Below are 20784 nucleotides of genomic sequence, written 5' to 3'. Positions count from 1 at the left end.
GTCTACAAAAGAAATGGTGGCGCCATAGTGCGCAATTTCCACATTGACCCCGCCTCGCCTGAGCTAAGCTCTTCCAACCGAGTAGCTTGGTCCCTTGGACGCTTCATTTCATATGGTCAAATGGAGATTTGGTGTGCCCAATGCAACATTGAAAGATTCATTTCAGCACTGGACATGGGGCATCAAATTGTATCTTTTATTTACAAAACAACGAATGAAGGAAGCTGTCATGAAATCGCCGTTGAAAGTCATTGCTCTAGCACTCACTTTTGCGACTTGCGCGAGCCCTGTTTTTGCCGCTGAGCAATGTGCCACCGGTAAGACGCTGGTGGATGGTAAATTGACCATCGCAACGGGAAACCCTGCATATTTCCCATGGGTCATTGATGACGCTCCGGAAACAGGCAAGGGTTTTGAACCTGCCGTAGCCTATGCCGTGGCTGCTAAGATGGGATTTGGTTCCGATGATGTTGTTTGGGTTCGTTCTGGATTTGACGAGTCGATTCAGCCCGGAGCCAAAAACTTTGACCTCAATGTTCAACAATTTTCCATATCCGATGATCGAGATAAAATTGTAGATTTCTCTACCTCTTACTATTCTTCTGCAATGGCTGTTCTGACAACTCAGGCTGTCGTGGATGGAGGGGCTGTTCCGACTTTGGCTTCGCTGAAATCGCTGAAATGGGGGGCTGACGCCAATACGACAGCAGTGCCGATGCTTACTGAATTGGTCGAGCCCGACAGTGATCCGCTACTTTATAATGACCAGACCGACGTTACCGCAGCCATTCAAGCCGGTCAGATCGACGCTGCATTGTTCGATTTGCCAACAGCGCTTTATCTGTCGGCGGTCGTTGTTGAAAATGGTGTGCTTTTGGGACAGTTCCCTGCGGATCGCACAAAAAATCCGGATCAGTTCGGCATGTTGATGGAAGAAGGCAGCCCTTTAAAAGCTTGCGTCAATGACGCAATTGCTGCGCTGACTGCAGACGGCACACTGGCTGATTTGGAAGCCACTTGGCTTTCAGAAACGACAGGCGTTCCGGTCATTGAATAATGTCGAATTCTTCTGTTGGGCTTACCCGTAGGCAGGCGTTTGAACGAAAGCTCAAACGTCGTTCGTTGTTTCTCGCTGGTGCATCAACTGCATCTGTGATTGCTGTGCTTATGATCTTTATCCCGATGGCTCCGGGGTGGGAAAAGGTCAAACTCAGCTTTTTTAACTGGGAAGTGGTTGTCAAAACGCTTCCCAAACTTTTGAATGCCTTCCTATTAGATATTGCGATATTTGCATGGTCTGTGCCGTTAATTGCAGTGCTCGGTCTCGCAATCGCCTTGGCGCGCGATGTTCGTGACCCTGTGTTATACCCGCTTCGGCTTTTTGGAGCTTTGTATACGGACGTATTTCGCGGTGTGCCAGTGGTTTTGGTCGTCTATCTTATCGGCTTTGGCATACCGGGGCTTGGTCTTCCTCGGCCGTTCAATTCTCCCTACATATGGGGCACAGTTGCACTTGTGCTGACTTATGCTGCCTATGTGGCAGAGATTTTTCGCTCAGGAATCGAGAGCATTCACAAATCTCAACGGAATGCAGCATTGTCTCTGGGGTTGTCATCCTCGGATTCTATGCGCTTTGTCGTATTACCGCAGGCCATACGGCGCGTAATACCGGCGCAAATGAATATACTGATTGCGCTGCAAAAGGACGTCGCCCTTTTGTCATTTATCGGACCTGTCGAGATTTTTCGTCAAGCGGGTGTATTCAAGTCGCTTTTGGCCAATTTTACACCGTATGTTGTAGCTGCAGTTATTTTTCTGGTTGTTACCATTCCGGCCACACGACTGGCTGATCACCTGATTGCCAAGCAGAACCGAGCGCGCTCATGAAACTCAAACTAGAAAATATTCACAAGTCCTTCGGAGCGACCAAGGTGTTGAATGGGATATCTCTTGATGTCGCGCAAGGGGAAATGGTTTGTTTGATTGGTCCTTCGGGTTCGGGTAAATCTACGCTCTTGCGATGCTTGAACTTGCTGGATCCGGTTGATGATGGCAACATCTGGTTGGACGGTGAAGAAATCGCAGATCCTTCGCTTGACCCCCAGCCAATCCGCCAACGCATCGGGATTGTGTTTCAATCATTCAATCTTTTCCCTCACATGACCGCTGAAGAAAATGTGATGCTTGCCCCTCGAAGGATTTTTAACAAATCCCGCGACGCGTTGATGCCACAAGTCGAAGCTTTGTTCGAAAAATTCGGTCTGAAAGAGCGAATGCATCATTATCCAGATCAGCTTTCCGGTGGTCAACAGCAGCGTGTCGCTATCGCGCGCGCACTGGCTATGAATCCGGAAATCATGTTGTTTGATGAAATAACGTCGGCACTGGATCCTGAACTGGTCGGCGAAGTTCTACAGGTGTTGAGTTCTCTTAAGCAGGACGGCATGACCATGATCTTAGCAACGCATGAAATGGCATTTGCGCGCGATGTTGCCGACAGGGTTTGCTTTCTAGACAAGGGTCAAATTCTGGAGCAAGGAGCTCCGGCACAGATTTTTTCGCACCCTAAAGAAGCCCGTACCCGTGACTTTTTGGCACGGGTGTTAAGGTCATACTGAAAGGCGATTTTTGTTCACTGGATTGTTTCAACAAGTTGGTGGTCTAGTTGTTGAAACAAGGGTCTGTCGTTGCCGGACGTGCCTCATTTTCAGTGCATTAAACGCTGTCACTTCGGTGCTTACCCTTTGCCATTGTTTATTGCGCTGCATTGCTTGGAAATGTCTTTTTGTCGGCGTTTGAGGATGTAACAAATTTTACCCGACAAACAGCTGAAACCAGAAGAGATTGGCTGAAGCCGGATTGCCTACGCAAAATTACGATTTTTCACGGCCTGCGTTGGGTGTGTAGAGCTTGAAGAAACGGCTTTGCTTTCATAAATATTGGGGATGTAAAAGGCCTTTTGGCTCGAGAAGGAAAAACGTTTCATGGATATTCGATCAGATGTGATGGCTGCGATTGGCAACACGCCCCTTATCCGCCTCAATGGTGCGAGCAACCTGACGGGGTGCGAAATTCTTGGCAAGGCCGAATTTCTCAATCCGGGCCAGTCGGTCAAAGATCGGGCCGCGCTGTATATTATCCGTGATGCGATTGAGTCTGGTGCCCTTCGCCCTGGCGGGACTATTGTTGAGGGCACCGCAGGTAACACGGGTATCGGGTTGGCACTGCTGGCGAACGCCATGGGTTTCAAGACTGTGATTGTGATCCCTGAAACCCAATCGCAAGAGAAAAAAGACATGTTGCGTTTGGCTGGTGCCACGCTGGTTGAAGTGCCTGCTGTGCCCTATCGTAATCCGAATAACTATGTCAAAGTGTCACAGCGTCTAGCAGAGCAATTGGCAAAGACTGAAGCCAATGGCGCAATATGGGCCAACCAATTTGACAATGTCGCCAATCGCCAAGCGCATGTTGAAACGACAGCTGAGGAAATCTGGGCACAGACTGACGGCAAAGTGGATGGCTTTATTTGTGCCGTGGGCACCGGTGGTACATTGGCTGGTACGGCTAAAGGGTTGCGTGCACATAACCCGAATATCAAAATCGGTCTTGCTGACCCTGAGGGCGCCGCGCTGTATCACTATTACAAAGATGGTGAATTGAAGTCGGAAGGGTCTTCTATCTCGGAAGGGATAGGGCAAGGGCGCATTACGGCGAATCTAGAGGGGTTAATCGTTGATCACCCCTATTGCATCTCTGATAAGACCGCCCTGCCCTATGTTTTTGATTTACTGGAGAATGAAGGCCTCTGCCTTGGTGGCTCATCTGCGATTAATATCGCAGGTGCTGTTGAGCTGGCCAAAACTCTTGGACCCGGCCATGTGATTGTGACCATCCTGTGCGACTATGGAACGCGGTATCAATCCAAGCTTTATAACCCCTCCTTTCTTGCCTCCAAGGGTTTGCCTGTGCCAGATTGGATGCAACGCGAGTCTAATATAAAGGCTCCATTCCTTACCGAGGATTAGAGATGACCGAAGAATTGTTTCGTCAGGATGCTTACTTGACCACCTGTGATGCAACTGTTTTGGCCGTGAATGATGATGGTTCGATCATACTTGATCGGACCATTTTTTATATCACGGGCGGTGGACAGCCGGGTGACTCGGGGTATCTGGAAAAGCAAGACGGCAGCCACATAGATATTGTCACCACGCGCAAAGATCGTAAAACCGGGGCGTTGTTGCACCTTGCGCAAGACGGGCAAGATGGCAAGGTGAATGCAGGCGACAAAGTCACTTGCCATATCAATTGGGAAACCCGTTATAAGTATATGCGTCATCACACAGCGTTGCATTTGCTGTCTGTGGTCGTACCTTTCGCGGTGACCGGTGGACAGATTGGTGCTGTTGAGTCTCGGCTTGATTTCAACATTCCGGATCCGGACTTTGATAAAGAGGGTTTGACTGAAAAATTGATGGCTCTGATCAATCAGGATCATGCAGTCACGATGCGATGGATTACGGATGAAGAGATGGATGCACAGCCTGAATTGGTCAAGACTATGGCGGTTCAGCCGCCAAGAGGGTCAGGCAAAGTGCGTTTGGTCGCTATCGGTGATGTTGATTTGCAGCCTTGTGGTGGCACCCATGTCAAGCAGACCAGCGAGATAGGGTCCGTCGCTGTGACCAAGATTGAAAATAAAGGGAAACAAAATCGACGCATTCGCATCCGGTTTGTTGACTAGCACTTCATTGTGACCATCAAATCTGATCGAAGGGTGCGTTGCCATTACAGTACAGCCAGTATGCATTTTTCTTTATTTGCAATATTAGAATATAGTGATACATAGAACTTTATGGTAATGTGACTATCGGGAAACCAATTTCCGATGTTACGGAAAATGGAGAGGTTTTTTCATGGCTACTGATTACAAACAGCTCATGGCTGACGTTGGCAAACAAGTTGGCACATTGCGCAAAGATATTCCGGAAACGATGGCCGGATTTTCTGCTTTGTCGGCTGGTGCAGACAAGCCCGGAGCGCTTGATACCAAAACAAAAGAACTGGTGGCGCTTGGTATTGCTCTGGCTATGCGCTGTGAACCATGCATCGCGTTTCACACGCGGACATTGATTAAATTGGACTGCACCAGAGCTGAATTCGAAGAATGTTTGGGGACCGCAATTTATATGGGCGGCGGGCCTTCTCTCATGTATGCAGCCAAGGCTATGGATTGTTGGGATCAACTGATTGAAGGATGAGTTTGGGAACTTGTCCCTGACAGTGTTTCGACGTCTATACGGTTAAAAAGGTCGGCAATTGTCGACCTTTTTGTTTGTTCAATTGCGAAATTTGAATTTGTAGGGGATTTCTTACAAATCTCATTTGGGCATATGGCGTACTTGGCAAGGATGCTCCATCTTGCTGCGCAGGAATTAGATTATACGCCAAAAATCTGGCGGGCATTGGCAATTTGGATGGAGAGCGGTGGCATGGGTGAGCGAACAAAATGGCTAGTAAGCACGCAGTGGCTTGAAACACATTTGGATAGCCCTGATGTGGTTGTGCTGGATGGCTCTTGGTATTTGCCCCATGAGCAACGCGATCCCGAAGCCGAATATCGTGCAGAACATATTCCTGGTTCGTTCTATTTCGACATGGATGCAATCGCAGATTTATCGACAGATTTACCGCATATGTTGCCTACGGCTTCAGATTTTTCTGCTGCTGTTCAAACGCTCGGCATAAGCGACGGGCAAAAAATTGTCATTTATGATGGTGTTGGGCTGCGCTCTTCGCCCCGGATTTGGTGGACGTTCCGCACAATGGGCGTTCAAGATGTCTGCATTCTTGATGGCGGGTTGCCAAAATGGAAAGCAGAGGGCCGCCCGCTTAGTGATTTGGTTCCGACGCCGCATGTTGGCCGGTTCTCGGCTCGGCTCGATCATGGCTCTGTGCGCAGTTATGATGATGTTTTAAAAGCGGTAAACACTCAAGCAATACAAATTGTAGATGCGCGGTCGGAGGAGCGGTGGCTTGGCCAAGCGCCTGAACCACGCCCTAATATTCCATCAGGACGCTTTCCGGGTTCCAAGAATGTTCCATTCCCCGACTTGGTAGACGAGAATGGTTGTTTGAGAGATATCGCCGCTTTGCGCCAGCGTTTTATTGATGCAGGTGTCGATCTGGATAAACCCGTTATCACAAGCTGTGGCTCGGGAGCGACAGCGGCTATATTGACATTGGCTCTGGATACCATCGGGCACGGGCAGCTCGGGCTTTATGACGGATCTTGGGCAGAATGGGCCTCACGAGAAGGTAGCCCAATTGATTGTGAACCCGGCGCACCCTTTGGCCCAAACGGTGGTTGAATATATACAACAGCTATGAACAAAAAAGCCCGGACACTGTCCGGGCTTTTGTTGTGTCGACGATGCCGAGATCAATCTAGTGCAAGATCTGGCTTAGGAACAATTTGGTTCTTTCGTGCTGAGGATTGGTGAAAAACTCCTCAGGTTCATTTTGTTCCACGATCTGACCTGCATCCATGAAGATGACCCGGTTGGCGACCTGACGGGCAAAGCCCATCTCGTGGGTAACGCAGATCATGGTCATGCCTTCTTCCGCAAGACCGACCATCACGTCCAACACTTCCTTGATCATTTCTGGATCGAGGGCCGACGTGGGCTCATCAAACAGCATGATGCGTGGGTTCATGCAGAGCGATCGAGCAATTGCTACACGCTGCTGCTGGCCACCCGAGAGCTGACCTGGGAACTTCAAAGCCTGCTCTGGGATTTTGACCCGTTCCAAATAGTGCATCGCAATCTCTTCAGCTTCCTTTTTGGGCATATTGCGTACCCAAATCGGCGCCAGTGTGAGATTTTCCAAAATGCTCAAATGCGGGAACAGATTGAAGTGCTGGAACACCATACCAACTTCACGGCGGATCTCGTCAATCTTTTTCAAATCGTTGGACAATTCGATACCGTCGACGATGATCTTGCCTTCTTGATGTTCTTCAAGACGGTTGATACAGCGGATCATGGTAGATTTGCCAGAACCGGATGGGCCGGCGATTACGATGCGTTCGCCCTGCATAACCTTGAGGTTGATGTCACGTAGCACGTGGAAGTCGCCAAACCATTTGTTCATGTCGGTGATTTCGATCGCAACATCTGTATCCGAGATGTGCATTTTGGCGCGATCTACATGTATGTCTTTTGGGTCAACTGCATTTTCAGTCATAGGAGTATTCCTTGAATTTTCTGGACGGCTTATCGCTTATGACCGGTGTGCAGCCGGTTTTCCATGAAGATTGAATAGCGGGACATGCTGAAGCAGAACACCCAGAAGACGATTGCTGCGAATAAATATCCCGTATGCGATGTGGTTGGTGTCGACCATGTCGGATCGGTGAAGGAAGTCTGCACCTGCCCTAAAAGATCAAACAAGCCAATGATAAGCACCAGAGTGGTATCTTTAAACAGTCCAATGAAGGTATTCACGATCCCTGGGATCACGAGTTTCAACGCCTGAGGCATAATAATCAAGCCGGTGGATTGCCAGAATGTAAGTCCTAGCGCATCAGCACCTTCATATTGTCCCTTAGGTATAGCCTGCAAGCCACCCCGCACGACTTCTGCCATATAAGCGGCGGAGAAGAGAGCCACACCAATCAGTGCCCGTAACAATTTGTCGAAATTCACACCTTCCGGCAGGAACAACGGCAACACCACAGAAGACATGAAGAGAACCGTGATTAGCGGTACGCCACGCCAAAATTCGATGAAGATGATAGATACGAGACGCACAACTGGCATTTTGGACCGACGGCCAAGCGCCAGTGCAATTCCCAGCGGCAACGATGCCACAATGCCTGTGATCGCGATAACCAAGGTAACAAGGAAACCACCCCATTGGGCCGTTTCAACCGGTACAAGGCCAAAGTCAATGGACATAATACCGAAGATGACGGCTGCGGCTATTCCAATGCCACCCAGCACCAAAAGGATTGCTTTCATCGGGCTGTGTGTCGCTTTGGATACCAAAGCTGCAAGCCCAAGGACGATCGCGAACAAAATGGTATATTCAACCAAATAATTCTCAAAAGACAGATTGCCCCCCGTTAACAGAATGAATGTCATAACAGGAAAAACAATGAGCATGAAGAGAACATTTTCACGCTTGAAAGGGAGCGTCGGCATAAGAGCAGGCACGAGACCAATGATACCAACGACAAACACGATGTTGACACGCCAGATCTCCTCAACCGGATACCGGCCGTAGACGAACTGGCTAAAATATGCCCTGACATAAGCCCAACAAGCTCCATCATTATCGATGCAAGCCGTTCTGTCTTGTCCATGCCAAACCGCATCGATCAAACTGAATTTGATCAGAGGCGGGAATAACAGATAAATCAGATATATGCCTATCAAGGTCAGGATTGTGTTTGGAATGGAGGAAAAGAGGTTTTCCTTCATCCAATGAACCGGACCATGTATATCGACTGGCGCTGGTTTCTCTGGCACCAACTCTTTGCGAACATAGGAGACTGGGTTTTCAGACATGGGTATCTCCTATCGTTCAACCAATGCCAAGGACCGGTTGTACCAGTTCATGAGCATTGAGGTGATGAGGGAAAGGGACAGATAGATAATCATCCATATGCCAATGATTTCAATTGCCTGACCGGTCTGATTGAGGACGGTCCCGCCGATAGAGACAACATCCGGATAAGCGATGGCCACTGCCAGTGACGAGTTTTTGGTCAAGTTAAGAAATTGTGACGTCAAAGGCGGGATAATAACGCGCATGGCCTGAGGAACAACAATCAGCCGTAGCGTAGGGCCTTTGCGTAGTCCAAGAGCACTCGCGGCTTCGGTTTGTCCGTGACTGACGGCTAGAATTCCTGCTCGTACAATTTCGGCAATAAAAGCTCCTGTATAAATTGTCAACGCCAACAATAGCGCCACAAATTCTGGAATGACTTTCATACCACCTTTGAAGTTAAAGCCTTTGAGAGCAGAAAGGTCCGCAGAAATCGGCATCCCGGCGATAAAATAGGCAACCAATGGCAAGCCGATTAACAGACCCAGGCTGGTCATAAAAACCGGAAAACGCTGGCCCGTTGCTATTTGACGCTTTTTCGCCCACTTGGACAAAAGGAAAATGCCAATAACTGCAGCAATCAATGCGTAGCCTATGAAAGATGAGCCATCCTCAAAAATGGGCTTGGGCATAAAAAAGCCGCGGTTGTTGAGAAAAAATCCGGCGCCAAAATCATAAGATTGTTTTGGATGGGGAAGCGCTCGCAACACTGCGAAATACCAAAAGAACATCTGCAACAACAATGGGATGTTGCGGACAATTTCGATATAGACGGTAGCCATCTTGGCGATGACCCAGTTATTGGACAAGCGGGCAATCCCGACAATAAACCCAACAATCGTTGCAAAGAATATCCCGATGACCGCTATCAATAGCGTATTTAATAGTCCTGCAACAAGCATCCTGCCGTAGGACGATACTGCGCTTAATTCAATCAAAGCTTGGTTTGGAAGGAAACCAGCTGTGCCGTCCATAAAACCAAAACCGGAAGCAATATTTTGCTTTTCAAGGTTGTATGAAGCGTTTTGGATGATGCTCCAAATTAGGTAGGCCAATCCGCCAATGAGTAGAACCTGATAAACAAGCCCCCTCACCTTGGGGTCGTTAAAAATAGACCCTTTCGCGGAGGAATTATCCCCGGCCTTTTGTGCGTTAGCAGCCATGATGTCCTCGTGGGTGACTGATCATATTGTTTTTTGACTTTGATCAGGCGATCGAGACTACGACGTCTCCTTGTTCCTTTAGGAACTTATTATTAATATATTGACGTCGCAAAAATAAAAATGCCCCGGCAGACACATTTGTCCTGCCGGGGCGCAATCCACGCAATTAGCGGATTGGTGGAGCATACATCAGGCCACCATCGGACCACAGCGCATTCACGCCACGTGCGATGCCGAGTGGTGTGTCTGGACCGACGTTTTTGTCGAAGCTTTCGCCATAGTTGCCGACTGCTTTAATGACGTTGTAAGCCCAGTCGTTGGTGAGACCTAGGTTTTCACCAAATGAACCTTCTGTGCCGAGTAGACGACGAATGGATGGGTTTTTGCTTTCTTTCATTTCATCAACGTTTGCCTGAGTTACACCCAGTTCTTCAGCGTTGACCATTGCAAAAAGAACCCACTTGTTGATGTTGAACCACTGGTCATCGCCTTGGCGAACCACTGGGCCCAAAGGTTCTTTGGAAATGATTTCTGGCAGAACAACATGGTCTGCGGCGTTGGTGAGTTTTAGACGCTGTGCATACAGACCGGAAGCATCGGTGGTGTATACGTCACAACGAGAAGAATCGTATGCCTGAACAACTTCGTCAGCTTTTTCGAACTGAACAAGTTCCAGTGTCATGTTGTTTGAACGGAAATAGTCGGTCACGTTCAATTCTGTTGTTGTACCTGTGTTGGTACATACAGAAGCGCCGTCCAATTCCAGAGCGGATGTGATGCCCATAGCCTTACGAACCATGAAGCCCTGACCGTCATAATAGTTAACGCCAGCGAAGTTGAGGCCAAGCGCCGTATCGCGTGTCATGGTCCAAGTGGTGTTGCGTGGCAGAATGTCAATTTCTCCGGACTGCAGAGCAGTGAAACGCTCTTTGGCAGAAAGTGGAGAGAATTTGGCTTTGCTCGCATCACCGAAAATTGCGGCGGATACGGCATAGCAGAAATCTACATCCAGACCAGTCCATGCGCCTGCAGAGTCAGGGTTGGAGAAACCAGGCAGGCCTTGGCTCACACCACACTGTACGGCCCCTTTGGATTTGACATCATCGAGGGTCGCGGCACTTGCAGCCGTTGCGCCGACAGCCATTGCGGAACCCATGAGTACGGAAAGAAGAGCTTTTTTCATTATGCAGCCTATTGTTTGTTGCCCAAGATAATCTGATTGCTTTTCAGCGAGTGAATACGGTGATTTAAAATTGGCTCATCCGTCCCCTACGCTTTTATGTTTGGTCAATGTCATAAGTTTTACATTTGACATTCCCATCGAAGAAAATTATTCGACATTGGTCAAGGGGCAAAATGCAATTCTAACCAGCAATATGGACTATTCGCACTAAAAATGTGCGCAAGACACCAAATTTGGAAACATTTTGTTCTTTTGTGCTAAGTTTTCGGTCGAAAATTTCGGTAACGACTCTCTTCATTCTTTGTCAAAGGCAATTGAACTCATGCGAAAAAGTGATAAAAGCACAAAAAATTATCAAACAGATACGCGCCTCGTCAATACAGGGCGCTCCTCTTCTGACCTTGAGTGTTTTGTAAACCCGCCAGTAGTGCATGCGTCTACCGTCCTTTTCGAATCAACAGAAGAGCTTTTTTCGGGTAGGGCAAAATATCATTATGGTCGCCGTGGCACCCCCACAACAGAAGCGTTGACAGATGCCTTGACTGATCTGGAAGGAGCCCATGGAACGGTATTGACCCCTTCTGGGCTGGCAGCTTGTTCTCTTGCTCTTTTGTCTGCGGCAAAAGCGGGTGACCACATCCTAATCACGGACAGTGTCTACGAACCGACACGCAATTTTGCTTCTGTTGTTCTGGAGCCAATGGGTGTTGAAGTCGACTATTACGATCCTTTGGTTGGGTCTGATATTTCTAAGTTGTTCAAATCCAATACGACTGCGGTTTTCACCGAAGTTCCGGGATCGCAAACATTCGAAATGCAAGATATCCCTGCCATTGTTGCTGCTGCTCATGCGCACGATATCTTGGTCGTGCTGGACAATACGTGGGGCACACCTTTGTATTTTGATGCGATGGCCCATGGTGTTGATATGACCATTCAGGCAGGCACCAAATATATTGTTGGTCACTCAGATGTCATGTTGGGAGTTGTCTCGGCCAATGAAAAAGCCTGGACACGTCTTGAGCTGGTTCATGGCGCGATGGGGTATCATGTGGCTCCAGATGATGTTTACCTCGCCCTGCGTGGCTTGCGGACGATGGGTGTGCGTTTGCGACAACACCAGAAGAGCGCATTGGATATGGCACTGTGGCTGGAAGCACGGCCTGAAGTGGACAGAGTGCTTTATCCGCCTTTGGAAAGCGATCCAGGACATGAAATTTGGAAACGGGATTTCACCGGAGCCTGTGGTCTGATGGGCGTCGTTCTTAAAAACTGCACGAAGAAGCAAACACTTGCTTTGATTGACGCTTTTGAGTTGTTTGGGTTGGGATATAGTTGGGGTGGATTTGAAAGCTTGGTGATTTATGCAGATCCTCGCAACTACCGCACCGCGACGGTTTGGGATGAGCCCGGTCAATTGATTCGTCTGCACATTGGTTTGGAAGACGTAGCCGATCTCAAAGCGGATCTCGAAAAAGGCTTTGCTGCACTGTCCTCTACAGAGGGATGATTTAGAAACGAACAAAAAAGGCAGCCAGAGGCTGCCTTTTTTGTCTTAATCATACCGGCCTATTCCACAGGGGAATTTTCCATCATTTTGTTTGATTTGTGTTCTTTGTAGATAAGGCGAAGATTGCGCAAATAAATAAACAGACCCGCACCCTGCCCGACGATAAAAACAGGATCACCGCGCTTTAGTGCATAAATGAACAACAAGCCGCCGCCACCTACAGAGAAGAACCAGAAGGCAACCGGAACGATGGATTTGCCAACGCGCTCACTTGCGATCCACTGAACCACAAAGCGCATGGTAAACATTGCTTGGGCAACAAAACCCAAAATCAACCACATATCCCACTGATCTAAAAATACAGTGCCGAGCCAAGAGCTAAAATCGGTCCATAGAGTGGCAAGCATAGAAGGGACTTTCCAATATCTGCGCGCTGACGGTTGACTCGTCTAGTTGTTATTATCAGCTGTCAGGTTGATTTCTGAAATGGTCGGAATTTTTTTGCGGCGTTTGCGCAACCAGAGAACGCCGAACAAATCGACTATTCCCACCCAAAGTCGATCAAAAATACCGTATTTCGATGTGCCGTGGCTGCGTCCGCGATCTATCACATCGATATGAACCACTTTAAGCCCTTCCCGTACAACAAGTGCAGGCAAAAAACGGTGCCATGATTCAAAGAAAGGCAAGTTGAGAAAGACTTGTCGACGGACAACCTTGAGGCCGCAACCGGAGTCGCGAGTGTTGTCTTTCAACATTGCCTGACGGACCGTGTTTGCAAGACGGGACGATGCCATCTTGATGGCACCATCAGTGCGCTTCATGCGCTGCCCTGCTGCAAGAGCATGGTCTGGGCCACCGGCTTTCAAGGCATCAATCATCTGGGGGAAAAATGACGGATCATTCTGGCCATCACCATCCAACGTGGCAATGAACTCCCCTTGCGCATGGAGCAAACCGGTACGAACAGCATTGGACTGGCCACATGATTTTTCATGCCGCAGGTGGCGCAACCAAGGACGTGTCTTGGCGTAGTCTTTCAAGAGCACATCTGTGTCATCATCAGAGCCATCATCGACAATGATTAGCTCAAACGAACGCCCCTCTAGCGCGGTTCCTACCTCATCGATAAGAAAAGCGAGATTATCCCTTTCATTCTTACACGGAATGATGACGCTCGCTTCTAGCGCATGGGCGAGAGGTGGCAAGCTGGCTAACATAGATATGTTCCTGACTCGATTGTTTCGAAATACTTCCGTGTCTCGGTATGATCAACAATGCAAATTGCAGACAGTGCCACCGGAATAGGAAATGCGTCAAAGTTGCCCTTCTCTTAGGCTTTTTGTCGCAACATGTGAAGCGCTTTGTAAAGCCCTGTTAGTGAAAGTCCGCCATTTTTTGGTATTCTGATTAACCCGCCTTGCGCACGAAACAGAAGGCGGCGATTGGCAAACCAAACTGCCAGAAGCCAAGCAAATGAAGCGCCATAAACAAAACCAGCCACAGAATCGGAAGGATAATGCGCACCAACAATTACCCTTGAACCAGCGATCCATGCGGCTATTGCGAGCCAAGTCCATTTGAATTTGGGAAAGAGCAATATAAATACGATTGCCATCGCGCCAGCTGTTGTTGAATGACCGGAAGGAAAGCTTTGAAATCCTGATGAAAAGCCCGGTGGCTCAAAATGAAAGGCACCGAGTTGTTCAAAATGGCGTGGTCTAGCGCGGCCGATTGTCATTTTAATCAGGTTGTTTGTAAGACCTGACCCTGCAATTGCTAAAACGACATAAAGACCGAGCATCTGGAATTGGCATAAAATAGCCTGTGCCCCTTTGGGAAGAGATTGCCACGGGAACAGCCCCAGACACAAAATGGCCAATGCTGCGGGGATTAGCAAAATCTCCGATTTTCCAAGACTGGTGAGCGCCCGGAAAAAATGGTAGATTTCCGGTGAAACGGTTGATTTCCAATGCCCCGCCGCGTCATCAGCAAACAGGAAACCTAGGCCGATCAGACTGATAGCAACAACGATAATAAGTTGCCAGTTGGGGTGGGTTATTTCTGGATTGTTGTAACCTGACCTTACGCGAAATCCACGGACGGAGAGTAGTCGTCGAAAGCTACTTATTTGCTGCCGAAGCCGCCGGTACGCATCAGTGATGGTCGAAATTGCTATCATGCTCTGTTTTGATCCAGTTGAATCCGATTGGGGCTACATTTTGAGCCGATACAGGCCGAAGGACTGCCATTTCCCGCCATTCAATTTATACCCTTCCACACGGGTCACTTCTTCGATCTTGGCCTGTTTCTCAGCCAAAATATCGAAGAACGCCTTTTCCTGACCGCGCTCAACAATGGCTAATCGGCATCCTGCTTCAAGCAGAAACTGGCCCGCATTTTTACCGTCGGTGAGCACCGTATCGGTTCCCATCAAGAAGACCAAACTTGGTTCGGCATAACCTGCGCTAGCCACCTCTGTGCTTTCGCATGGCTTGACGATTTCAGCAGCCTCAACCATTTGGTTCGATAGCCAAACTGAATGAAAGGCGGGGAAAATTGTTCCGTGGATTGAGAGATAAAGAATTGGACCAGTCATGGCGGCCAAGACAAAAGCGGCCATTACACGACCGCGCGTCAAAATGGCGTAGCTCAGCATGGCCAATCCGGCCGCGACCAGGCCCAGACCGAATGCCGCAGGGTTTATGGAGCCTTCCAATACGATCAATGCGATCGGAGCGCCCAGCCCAAGAATGATGGCCACGATCGGAATAAGCAGCGCGACGATTTTGCCCCAAAGCCTTGTCCAGCTGGTTGAGCGGGCCTCCAAAGCCAGCATAGTCAAAATTGCGAGTGCAGGCAAAACGGGCAGAATATAGTGCGGTAATTTGGTGGGGACGAATTCAAAGATTATCCAGATAGGCACAATCCAGGAAAGAGCAAAGCGCACGGCTTTTTGTTTTCGCTCCTTCCAAATCCAGACCGCTGACAAAATAACAAATACGGATACGGGCCAGAATGTCCCTATGGTTGCCGCCAGATAAGTGCCCGGAGGGGCTCCGTGGGATTCCTTGCCAGAGGCTACTTTACCAATCATATCTTTGCCAATGGATTCCAGATAGAAGCCCCAATCGGTATGAATGCCGATGGCGATGAACCATGGAAGTGTGATGAGGAGGAATAAAGGAAAACCGATTTTCCAACGGCTGCCTTTGAGCCAGGCAATGGAGCGCTCTTGAATTGCCAGCAGGGCAATTGTCAAACCGCTTACCATCAGAATGATTGGACCTTTGATCAGAACTCCGGCACCAAGCGCAAACCAGAATAGAACGCCCTGCCCTTTGGTTAGTCCTGTGCGATTTTCATACAGTTCCCATAGCACCCATTGCACAGCCATAATCGTCGCCAACAGCATCGCATCCGTTTTGGCTAGTCTTGCTTCTACACCGAGTAGAATCGCTGCAGCCATGCCGAGCCCCGCCAAAAAACCAACGCGTACCGAGGCCATGCGCATGCCGATAAGAAATGTAAAGCCGACGCTTAAGAGTGCACCGACCAGTGACGGAATGCGAAAAGCCCAAATAGGGGCCTCTTCTTTCATGCCTGTCGCCGTGGCACTGAGGACTTGAAGCCAGTAAATGCCAACCGGTTTTTTATATCGTGTGCCGTCTTGATAGCGAATGTCGATATAGTCGCCGGATTCCATCATTTGTTTTGACGCTTGTGCAAAGCGGGGTTCATCACGATCCACCGGAGGAATCGAATTGAACCCGGGTAGAAAGCAGACCAAAGCAAATAGCATTAACGCGAAAAACGCCTTCAGGCGTGAAGAACAAAGGGATTTCAATCCGCTTTCAATAGCATCACTGAGGGAGGTGATCCAATCTGGTTCTTCCTGCGAACGCGGCCTTTGCTCATGCCAATGGGGTTGCTCGTTGGCGTAATTTGGATCATGCGGAAAAGGGCCGAGGTCTGACATAGTTGTCTCTTTGGGTCTCTGGCTGTGGGCTCGATTGAGCTTAAGTACGATCTTCGTTCGTCATAGCGGATTTGATCGCCATTGCACAGTGTTGATGCAAATTCTAATGTGAACAGCGCGCAGTCTAAAGATTGAATTTTATCTTGATACCTGCTGTCTCTGATCTATCCATGTTTTTTTGCTTTATCGTGAGAGTGATATGCCAACTGTATTTATTGCTGGTTCTACAGGCTATCTTGGCCGTCATTTGTGCCGTGAGTATCAAAAGAGGGGATGGTCGGTACGAGCGTTAGTAAGAGATAGTGCGCGTGCCCGACACACGGGACTTGTTGCTGACGCGTTCGTTGAAGCGGAAGCCACCTGCCCGGAAACACTCACTGGCATCATGAGCGGATGCGATTTGGTCATTTCATCGTTAGGTATAACCCGACAGCGGGACGGTCTTCGTTATCAAGACGTCGATTTTCAGGCAAACATAAACCTTCTGCAAGAAGCCATAGCTTCAGGTGTCAAAAGATTTGGTTATATTCACGTTCTGAATGGTGATAAAATGACAAATGTCGCGTTGGTCTCTGCTAAACAGGCGTTTGTCGATTGTTTGGTTTCGTCCCCCATCGAAAGTACAGTGATTGCACCCAGCGGCTATTTCTCTGATATGTCCGATTTTTTGACGATGGCCCGCGCGGGTCGGGTGTGGCTGTTTGGTAAGGGATCACATCAAATCAATCCTATTGATGGAGAGGATCTGGCGGCGGCCACAGCACAAACAATTGCTTCTGAGAAAGATTGGTTAGATGTCGGGGGACCTGATATCTTTACCCATACAGAGCTTGCATCGTTGGCCTTTGATGCATTGGGTAAACCTGCAAAAATCAGCTATCTGCCTGATGCTATCCGTCGTTGCGCGCTTTGGGTTTTACCCAAAATTACACCTTTGTCGTTCCATGGACCAATTCAGTTCTTCTTGTGTGCGATGGGAATGCATATGGTTGGCGAGCAACATGGTTGCAAAAGCCTGCTGGATCATTTCAAGCAACAGCGGAATGCATGACACATATATTGAAGGAAGTGGTGACCCCTGCACGATTCGAACGTGCGACCTGCTGATTAGAAGTCAGCTGCTCTATCCAACTGAGCTAAGGGGCCAACTATTTGAAACTAAATATTTATTTAGCTTCTTAATTGGTACTGTGAGACGCTAAAAAGGCCGTCTCATGTCTCATATGAGACTTTGCATCTTTGAAGGCCTCTTTTAAGGGTAACAATTAGGGATTTCAATCTATTTGTCAGCCTTATCATCAAGCTTTGTTTCTATACGCTCAAGCGTGTCAAATATGCGCTGCATTGCCTTTGAATAGCCTTTTAGCCGTTCTTCCAGCACCATGACTTTTGCCCGTAACATAAAATGAGAACCCGCAACGGCTATCGCTAATCCTATGAAATAGGCGAAATCTTTGGTTGTCATCTCCAACATATCTATCGTTCACCATTCCGCTTCCAGCCACAATTTTTACGCCCCGTTTCATTATTGATCAGGATCTGATCGACCAGGTGATCGGGCAGTTTTGAGACATCTTCTTTTTTGGGGATAATAGGCGACAGTCCGCCACAATCAGGATCCCCAGTCGTCTGACAGGCGCTTGCGACGCTCATCAACAGGCATACGACGAATAGTCTCATCTGTCCCGATCCTTTCTTTAAGTCGCTTAAGGGCTTTGGCTGTTCGTTTGGTTTGTTCTGCGTTTAGGCCACGGCGATAGAACGAAAGGGCGACATACCCGACTAGAGCAATGACAACGAGAGCTGATGCAACCCAACGACCTAATCTGGATCCGACCAACCAGGCGAGCATATTCATCATGTGAAAATTTCCGTCGGTGTTGGCCGTCCGGCATCGTCCCACCGTGCATAGAGCGCATAGGCAGCCCCGCATATGATCGCCAAACCAACGGCAGTACCAATGATTGAACCAATTTGAATTTGATCAAACCCATTCTGGATCTCATAAAACAGATCGATGCCATCATTGAGAGACAGCCCTGCCCCGCCGACCAAGGCCGTTGTGCTGCCTTTCATCGTGCGTGAGCTGGTCAATTTTACCGGATCGTTTTTTGGGAAGCCATTTGTAATCCAGCGATATTCACCCGATGCATCAAAACACGGACAAGCCTTGGCGGCATAATCGCGATGACCAGAGATTTTTCTGACGCCATGATCACGAACAGCTTCCTGGCTTAACCGGATCATGGTTCGTTTCTGTGCCTCAGTCCGCGTATCCTTTGGCCGTTTGTGACTGTCCAACCCACCAACATAAACATAGCCGATGGTTCCACGGTTATGCCCCCGCACATGAGCACCCATTTTCCAAAGTGGGCGGCCCGACGAAACGCTGCCGTCAAGATGGATAACCTTGTGATAGCCAATGCCGTTCCAGCCGCGCTGTTTGTGCCAACTATCAATTTCTGCTACCGAAACTTCACGCCCTTCGGGTGTCGCTGTGCAATGCCAAATGAGTTCATAAATTTTGCGCATGACGCTTCTCCAAGATTGTCACTGTCATGCGTTTAGAATATCTGGTCTTTTGGCTCGTCAACTTCCCCCGATTGCTATTGAACTTCCTACTGGGATTAATCAGGCCAATTGATGGCTGGCAGCTCTGCTAGGATTTCGTCAATTGTAGGCATAGCTCTTGTACCCGCCTGCACCTTAGCCATTTCAGAATACGAGTGCAGCCAAACAGCGTCACGCCAAGCGATGAAGATTGCCGCTTCAGCGGCCCATTGCGGGTTAGTAGAATTTGCGTAAGAGGCCAGAGCAACCCCGCTGGCATAAAGCTTGGCTACCGCTGTTTCATCAATAAGAGATTGGATGGCGGCTTCAAAATCAGCGACAGTTAATGGGTCTAAGGCAGGCTCGGCGGGTGCTGAAAAACCTTCTACATCATTCCAAGACCATCCAATGCCAACTTGCTGCTCTTCTGGAATTTTAATGTGGTCAAGCAATAGTCCGACGATAACATTAGTCACAACACCATCTTCAATTTTTGCAGACTTAACCATTGTAATACTCCGTAACAATCACGCCACCGGCACCACCGGCACCGTTTGTGCCATCTGGAGTGCCCCCTGCGCCTACAGTTACTAACTCTGTCGCGCTCAAATTATCTGCATCTACAATAGCCATGGCGTAACCGCCGCCACCGCCATGTCCCTTGCCGGTGGTACTGGATGCACCACCTCCACCAAATTCACCACCGTCATGGATTGCAGTCCCTACGGGATATTGGTAACCGCCACCGCCGCCGCCTCTGGGTGCTGACCCTGCCATGCCACCATATCCAGATGCGCCCATGCTACCACCCGATTGGCCTCGCAGAAGAACATCGCCCGACGTACCAACTCCACCCCGTGACGGGTAGGTGTTATTTGCATTTGACCCCACTGTCGCACCACCAGTTGCTATGGCATGAGCGCCAAAAGATGTGGTGCCTCCACCTGTGCCACTTGCTCCGCCGGCAGCGCCGCCACCCCAAACTTCAATGACGAGATAGGCTAGTTTTGCCGGCTTAGCCCAAGTGGTGCTGGATGTCAGCACACGAAGCACTGGAACGCTTGTAACAAACGTGCCAGCTTCCAGATTAAAATTTGAATGAACGTTTGTAATATCGGAAATCGCGTGATTATGGGTTGCTTCAGCTTTGCCATCTAACCCATCTTGCAGATCTATAACTTGCGAAATCGGGAAAGGCGGGGTTGCCTCTTCTGCAGCTTCAGCGGCGTCCTCTGCTGCTTTTTTTAGATCAATGACTTCATCCCGAATATCTTGAGTGTCAGTCTTTGCCTGAGTTGCTGCCGTGACCTGTTCACCCATGGTGACGCCAAGTGCATTCAGTGCAGGAAGTGTGATATTCGAGAGAGTATCAATGATGGCATTAACCGCTCCAACGTCACGCGTATTTTCTACGATCCAGATAAGACAGCGTTCGAATAGACTGTTGGTCGTTGCTGGACTATAGCGCGCGCCAGTCAGTTTTTTATTGAGTTCGAGAGTGGCTTTGCCGCGTATGCGGTAGAGTGTGTCATCTGTGGCCGGCACCACCAACGAGACATTGCCGCCATTGTCGCCTTCAGCACCACTCACCTGATAGTCAGCACCCAGTGAAAGCTCGGTGAAGGCGCCATCTTCAGCGACGGTACCAACTTCCAGATCCTGATTTTGCTGAAATTTGAATGTGACAGGAAATTCAGTCTGATCGGCCACCGCCGTATAAAAGATTTCCCGATCGTCTTGGGTGATTGCATTTTCAGGCATGATGGGTTCCCCGCAAAATTGGCGT

General features: G+C 48.9%; 22 protein-coding genes and 1 tRNA gene. 9 read left to right on the top strand and 14 right to left on the bottom strand.

Going from position 1 to position 20784, the window contains the following annotated elements; translation table 11 throughout:
* Window positions 1-229: 229 nt before the first annotated feature.
* The 7 genes from C0081_RS07265 (at window position 230) to sseA (ending at window position 6371) form a co-directional block, all read left to right on the top strand.
* Window positions 230-1057, top strand: coding sequence for an ABC transporter substrate-binding protein (locus tag C0081_RS07265; protein WP_101533176.1), 828 nt, complete (start codon window positions 230-232; stop codon window positions 1055-1057).
* On the top strand, window positions 1057-1887 hold the full coding sequence (locus C0081_RS07260) for an amino acid ABC transporter permease (protein ID WP_101533156.1): 831 nt from the start codon (window positions 1057-1059) through the stop codon (window positions 1885-1887). The genes C0081_RS07265 and C0081_RS07260 overlap by 1 nt, the downstream gene beginning before the upstream one ends.
* Window positions 1884-2618 (top strand): amino acid ABC transporter ATP-binding protein, encoded by a 735-nt coding sequence (locus tag C0081_RS07255; RefSeq protein WP_101533155.1) that lies wholly within the window; start codon window positions 1884-1886, stop codon window positions 2616-2618. Before C0081_RS07260 ends, C0081_RS07255 begins: the two co-directional genes overlap by 4 nt.
* A 366-nt stretch (window positions 2619-2984) precedes the next feature.
* Window positions 2985-4025: a cysteine synthase A gene (locus C0081_RS07250; protein ID WP_101533154.1), complete on the top strand. Its 1041-nt coding sequence runs from the start codon at window positions 2985-2987 to the stop codon at window positions 4023-4025.
* A 2-nt stretch (window positions 4026-4027) separates the two neighbouring features.
* Window positions 4028-4744: an alanyl-tRNA editing protein gene (locus C0081_RS07245; protein WP_101533153.1), complete on the top strand. Its 717-nt coding sequence runs from the start codon at window positions 4028-4030 to the stop codon at window positions 4742-4744.
* Window positions 4745-4916: 172 nt separating this feature from the next.
* On the top strand, window positions 4917-5261 hold the full coding sequence (locus tag C0081_RS07240; RefSeq protein WP_101533152.1) for a carboxymuconolactone decarboxylase family protein: 345 nt from the start codon (window positions 4917-4919) through the stop codon (window positions 5259-5261).
* 231 nt (window positions 5262-5492) lie between these two features.
* Window positions 5493-6371, top strand: a complete 879-nt coding sequence (gene sseA / locus C0081_RS07235) for a 3-mercaptopyruvate sulfurtransferase (RefSeq protein WP_101533175.1) — start codon at window positions 5493-5495, stop codon at window positions 6369-6371.
* 76 nt (window positions 6372-6447) lie between these two features.
* Here the strand turns inward: sseA and C0081_RS07230 are convergent, their stop codons facing one another.
* From C0081_RS07230 to C0081_RS07215, 4 genes are all read right to left on the bottom strand, one after another.
* The gene (locus tag C0081_RS07230) at window positions 6448-7248 is read right to left on the bottom strand and encodes an amino acid ABC transporter ATP-binding protein (RefSeq protein WP_101533151.1); all 801 of its coding nucleotides are present in this window, start codon (window positions 7246-7248) and stop codon (window positions 6448-6450) included.
* A 29-nt stretch (window positions 7249-7277) separates the two neighbouring features.
* Window positions 7278-8573, bottom strand: a complete 1296-nt coding sequence (locus C0081_RS07225) for an amino acid ABC transporter permease (protein WP_180966798.1) — start codon at window positions 8571-8573, stop codon at window positions 7278-7280.
* Window positions 8574-8582: 9 nt separating this feature from the next.
* Window positions 8583-9776: an amino acid ABC transporter permease gene (locus C0081_RS07220; RefSeq protein WP_101533149.1), complete on the bottom strand. Its 1194-nt coding sequence runs from the start codon at window positions 9774-9776 to the stop codon at window positions 8583-8585.
* Window positions 9777-9942: 166 nt separating this feature from the next.
* Window positions 9943-10959 carry an amino acid ABC transporter substrate-binding protein gene (locus tag C0081_RS07215; RefSeq protein ID WP_101533148.1) on the bottom strand — a complete coding sequence of 339 codons (1017 nt, stop codon included), beginning with the start codon at window positions 10957-10959 and terminating at the stop codon, window positions 9943-9945.
* 322 nt (window positions 10960-11281) lie between these two features.
* On the opposite strand from C0081_RS07215, the gene metC reads away from it, so the two are divergent.
* The gene (gene metC / locus C0081_RS07210; protein ID WP_101533174.1) at window positions 11282-12469 is read left to right on the top strand and encodes a cystathionine beta-lyase; all 1188 of its coding nucleotides are present in this window, start codon (window positions 11282-11284) and stop codon (window positions 12467-12469) included.
* A 59-nt stretch (window positions 12470-12528) separates the two neighbouring features.
* Here the strand turns inward: metC and C0081_RS07205 are convergent, their stop codons facing one another.
* The 4 genes from C0081_RS07205 to C0081_RS07190 all read right to left on the bottom strand — a co-directional run bounded on the left by C0081_RS07205 (window position 12529) and on the right by C0081_RS07190 (window position 16448).
* Window positions 12529-12876, bottom strand: coding sequence for a lipid-A-disaccharide synthase N-terminal domain-containing protein (locus C0081_RS07205; protein WP_101533147.1), 348 nt, complete (start codon window positions 12874-12876; stop codon window positions 12529-12531).
* 42 nt (window positions 12877-12918) lie between these two features.
* Window positions 12919-13689, bottom strand: a complete 771-nt coding sequence (locus C0081_RS07200; protein WP_101533146.1) for a glycosyltransferase family 2 protein — start codon at window positions 13687-13689, stop codon at window positions 12919-12921.
* A gap of 113 nt (window positions 13690-13802) precedes the next feature.
* The gene (locus C0081_RS07195; RefSeq protein WP_101533145.1) at window positions 13803-14651 is read right to left on the bottom strand and encodes a phosphatase PAP2 family protein; all 849 of its coding nucleotides are present in this window, start codon (window positions 14649-14651) and stop codon (window positions 13803-13805) included.
* Window positions 14652-14684: 33 nt separating this feature from the next.
* On the bottom strand, window positions 14685-16448 hold the full coding sequence (locus C0081_RS07190; protein WP_101533144.1) for an ArnT family glycosyltransferase: 1764 nt from the start codon (window positions 16446-16448) through the stop codon (window positions 14685-14687).
* A 199-nt stretch (window positions 16449-16647) separates the two neighbouring features.
* Between C0081_RS07190 and C0081_RS07185 the strand changes: the two genes are divergently transcribed.
* Complete coding sequence (locus tag C0081_RS07185; RefSeq protein WP_101533143.1) at window positions 16648-17499, top strand: SDR family oxidoreductase; 852 nt, start codon at window positions 16648-16650, stop codon at window positions 17497-17499.
* A gap of 18 nt (window positions 17500-17517) precedes the next feature.
* On the opposite strand, the gene C0081_RS07180 is transcribed toward C0081_RS07185, so the two are convergent.
* The 6 genes from C0081_RS07180 to C0081_RS23080 form a co-directional block, all read right to left on the bottom strand.
* Window positions 17518-17594, bottom strand: a tRNA-Arg gene (locus tag C0081_RS07180).
* Between the two features lie 133 nt (window positions 17595-17727).
* The gene (locus C0081_RS07175; protein ID WP_146006423.1) at window positions 17728-17913 is read right to left on the bottom strand and encodes a hypothetical protein; all 186 of its coding nucleotides are present in this window, start codon (window positions 17911-17913) and stop codon (window positions 17728-17730) included.
* Window positions 17914-18060: 147 nt separating this feature from the next.
* Window positions 18061-18309 carry a hypothetical protein gene (locus C0081_RS07170; protein ID WP_101533141.1) on the bottom strand — a complete coding sequence of 83 codons (249 nt, stop codon included), beginning with the start codon at window positions 18307-18309 and terminating at the stop codon, window positions 18061-18063.
* Window positions 18306-18980, bottom strand: a complete 675-nt coding sequence (locus C0081_RS07165; RefSeq protein WP_101533140.1) for an N-acetylmuramoyl-L-alanine amidase — start codon at window positions 18978-18980, stop codon at window positions 18306-18308. Before C0081_RS07165 ends, C0081_RS07170 begins: the two co-directional genes overlap by 4 nt.
* Before the next feature lie 95 nt (window positions 18981-19075).
* Window positions 19076-19507: a hypothetical protein gene (locus tag C0081_RS07160; protein WP_101533139.1), complete on the bottom strand. Its 432-nt coding sequence runs from the start codon at window positions 19505-19507 to the stop codon at window positions 19076-19078.
* On the bottom strand, window positions 19500-20759 hold the full coding sequence (locus C0081_RS23080; protein WP_180966797.1) for a phage tail fiber repeat family protein: 1260 nt from the start codon (window positions 20757-20759) through the stop codon (window positions 19500-19502). The genes C0081_RS07160 and C0081_RS23080 overlap by 8 nt, the downstream gene beginning before the upstream one ends.
* Window positions 20760-20784 lie beyond the last annotated feature (25 nt).

Source organism: Cohaesibacter celericrescens (assembly GCF_002866925.1).
Classification (GTDB): Bacteria; Pseudomonadota; Alphaproteobacteria; order Rhizobiales; family Cohaesibacteraceae; genus Cohaesibacter; species Cohaesibacter celericrescens.
Note: the sequence above shows the minus strand (reverse complement) of the source record. Positions and strands in the feature narration are given on the sequence as shown.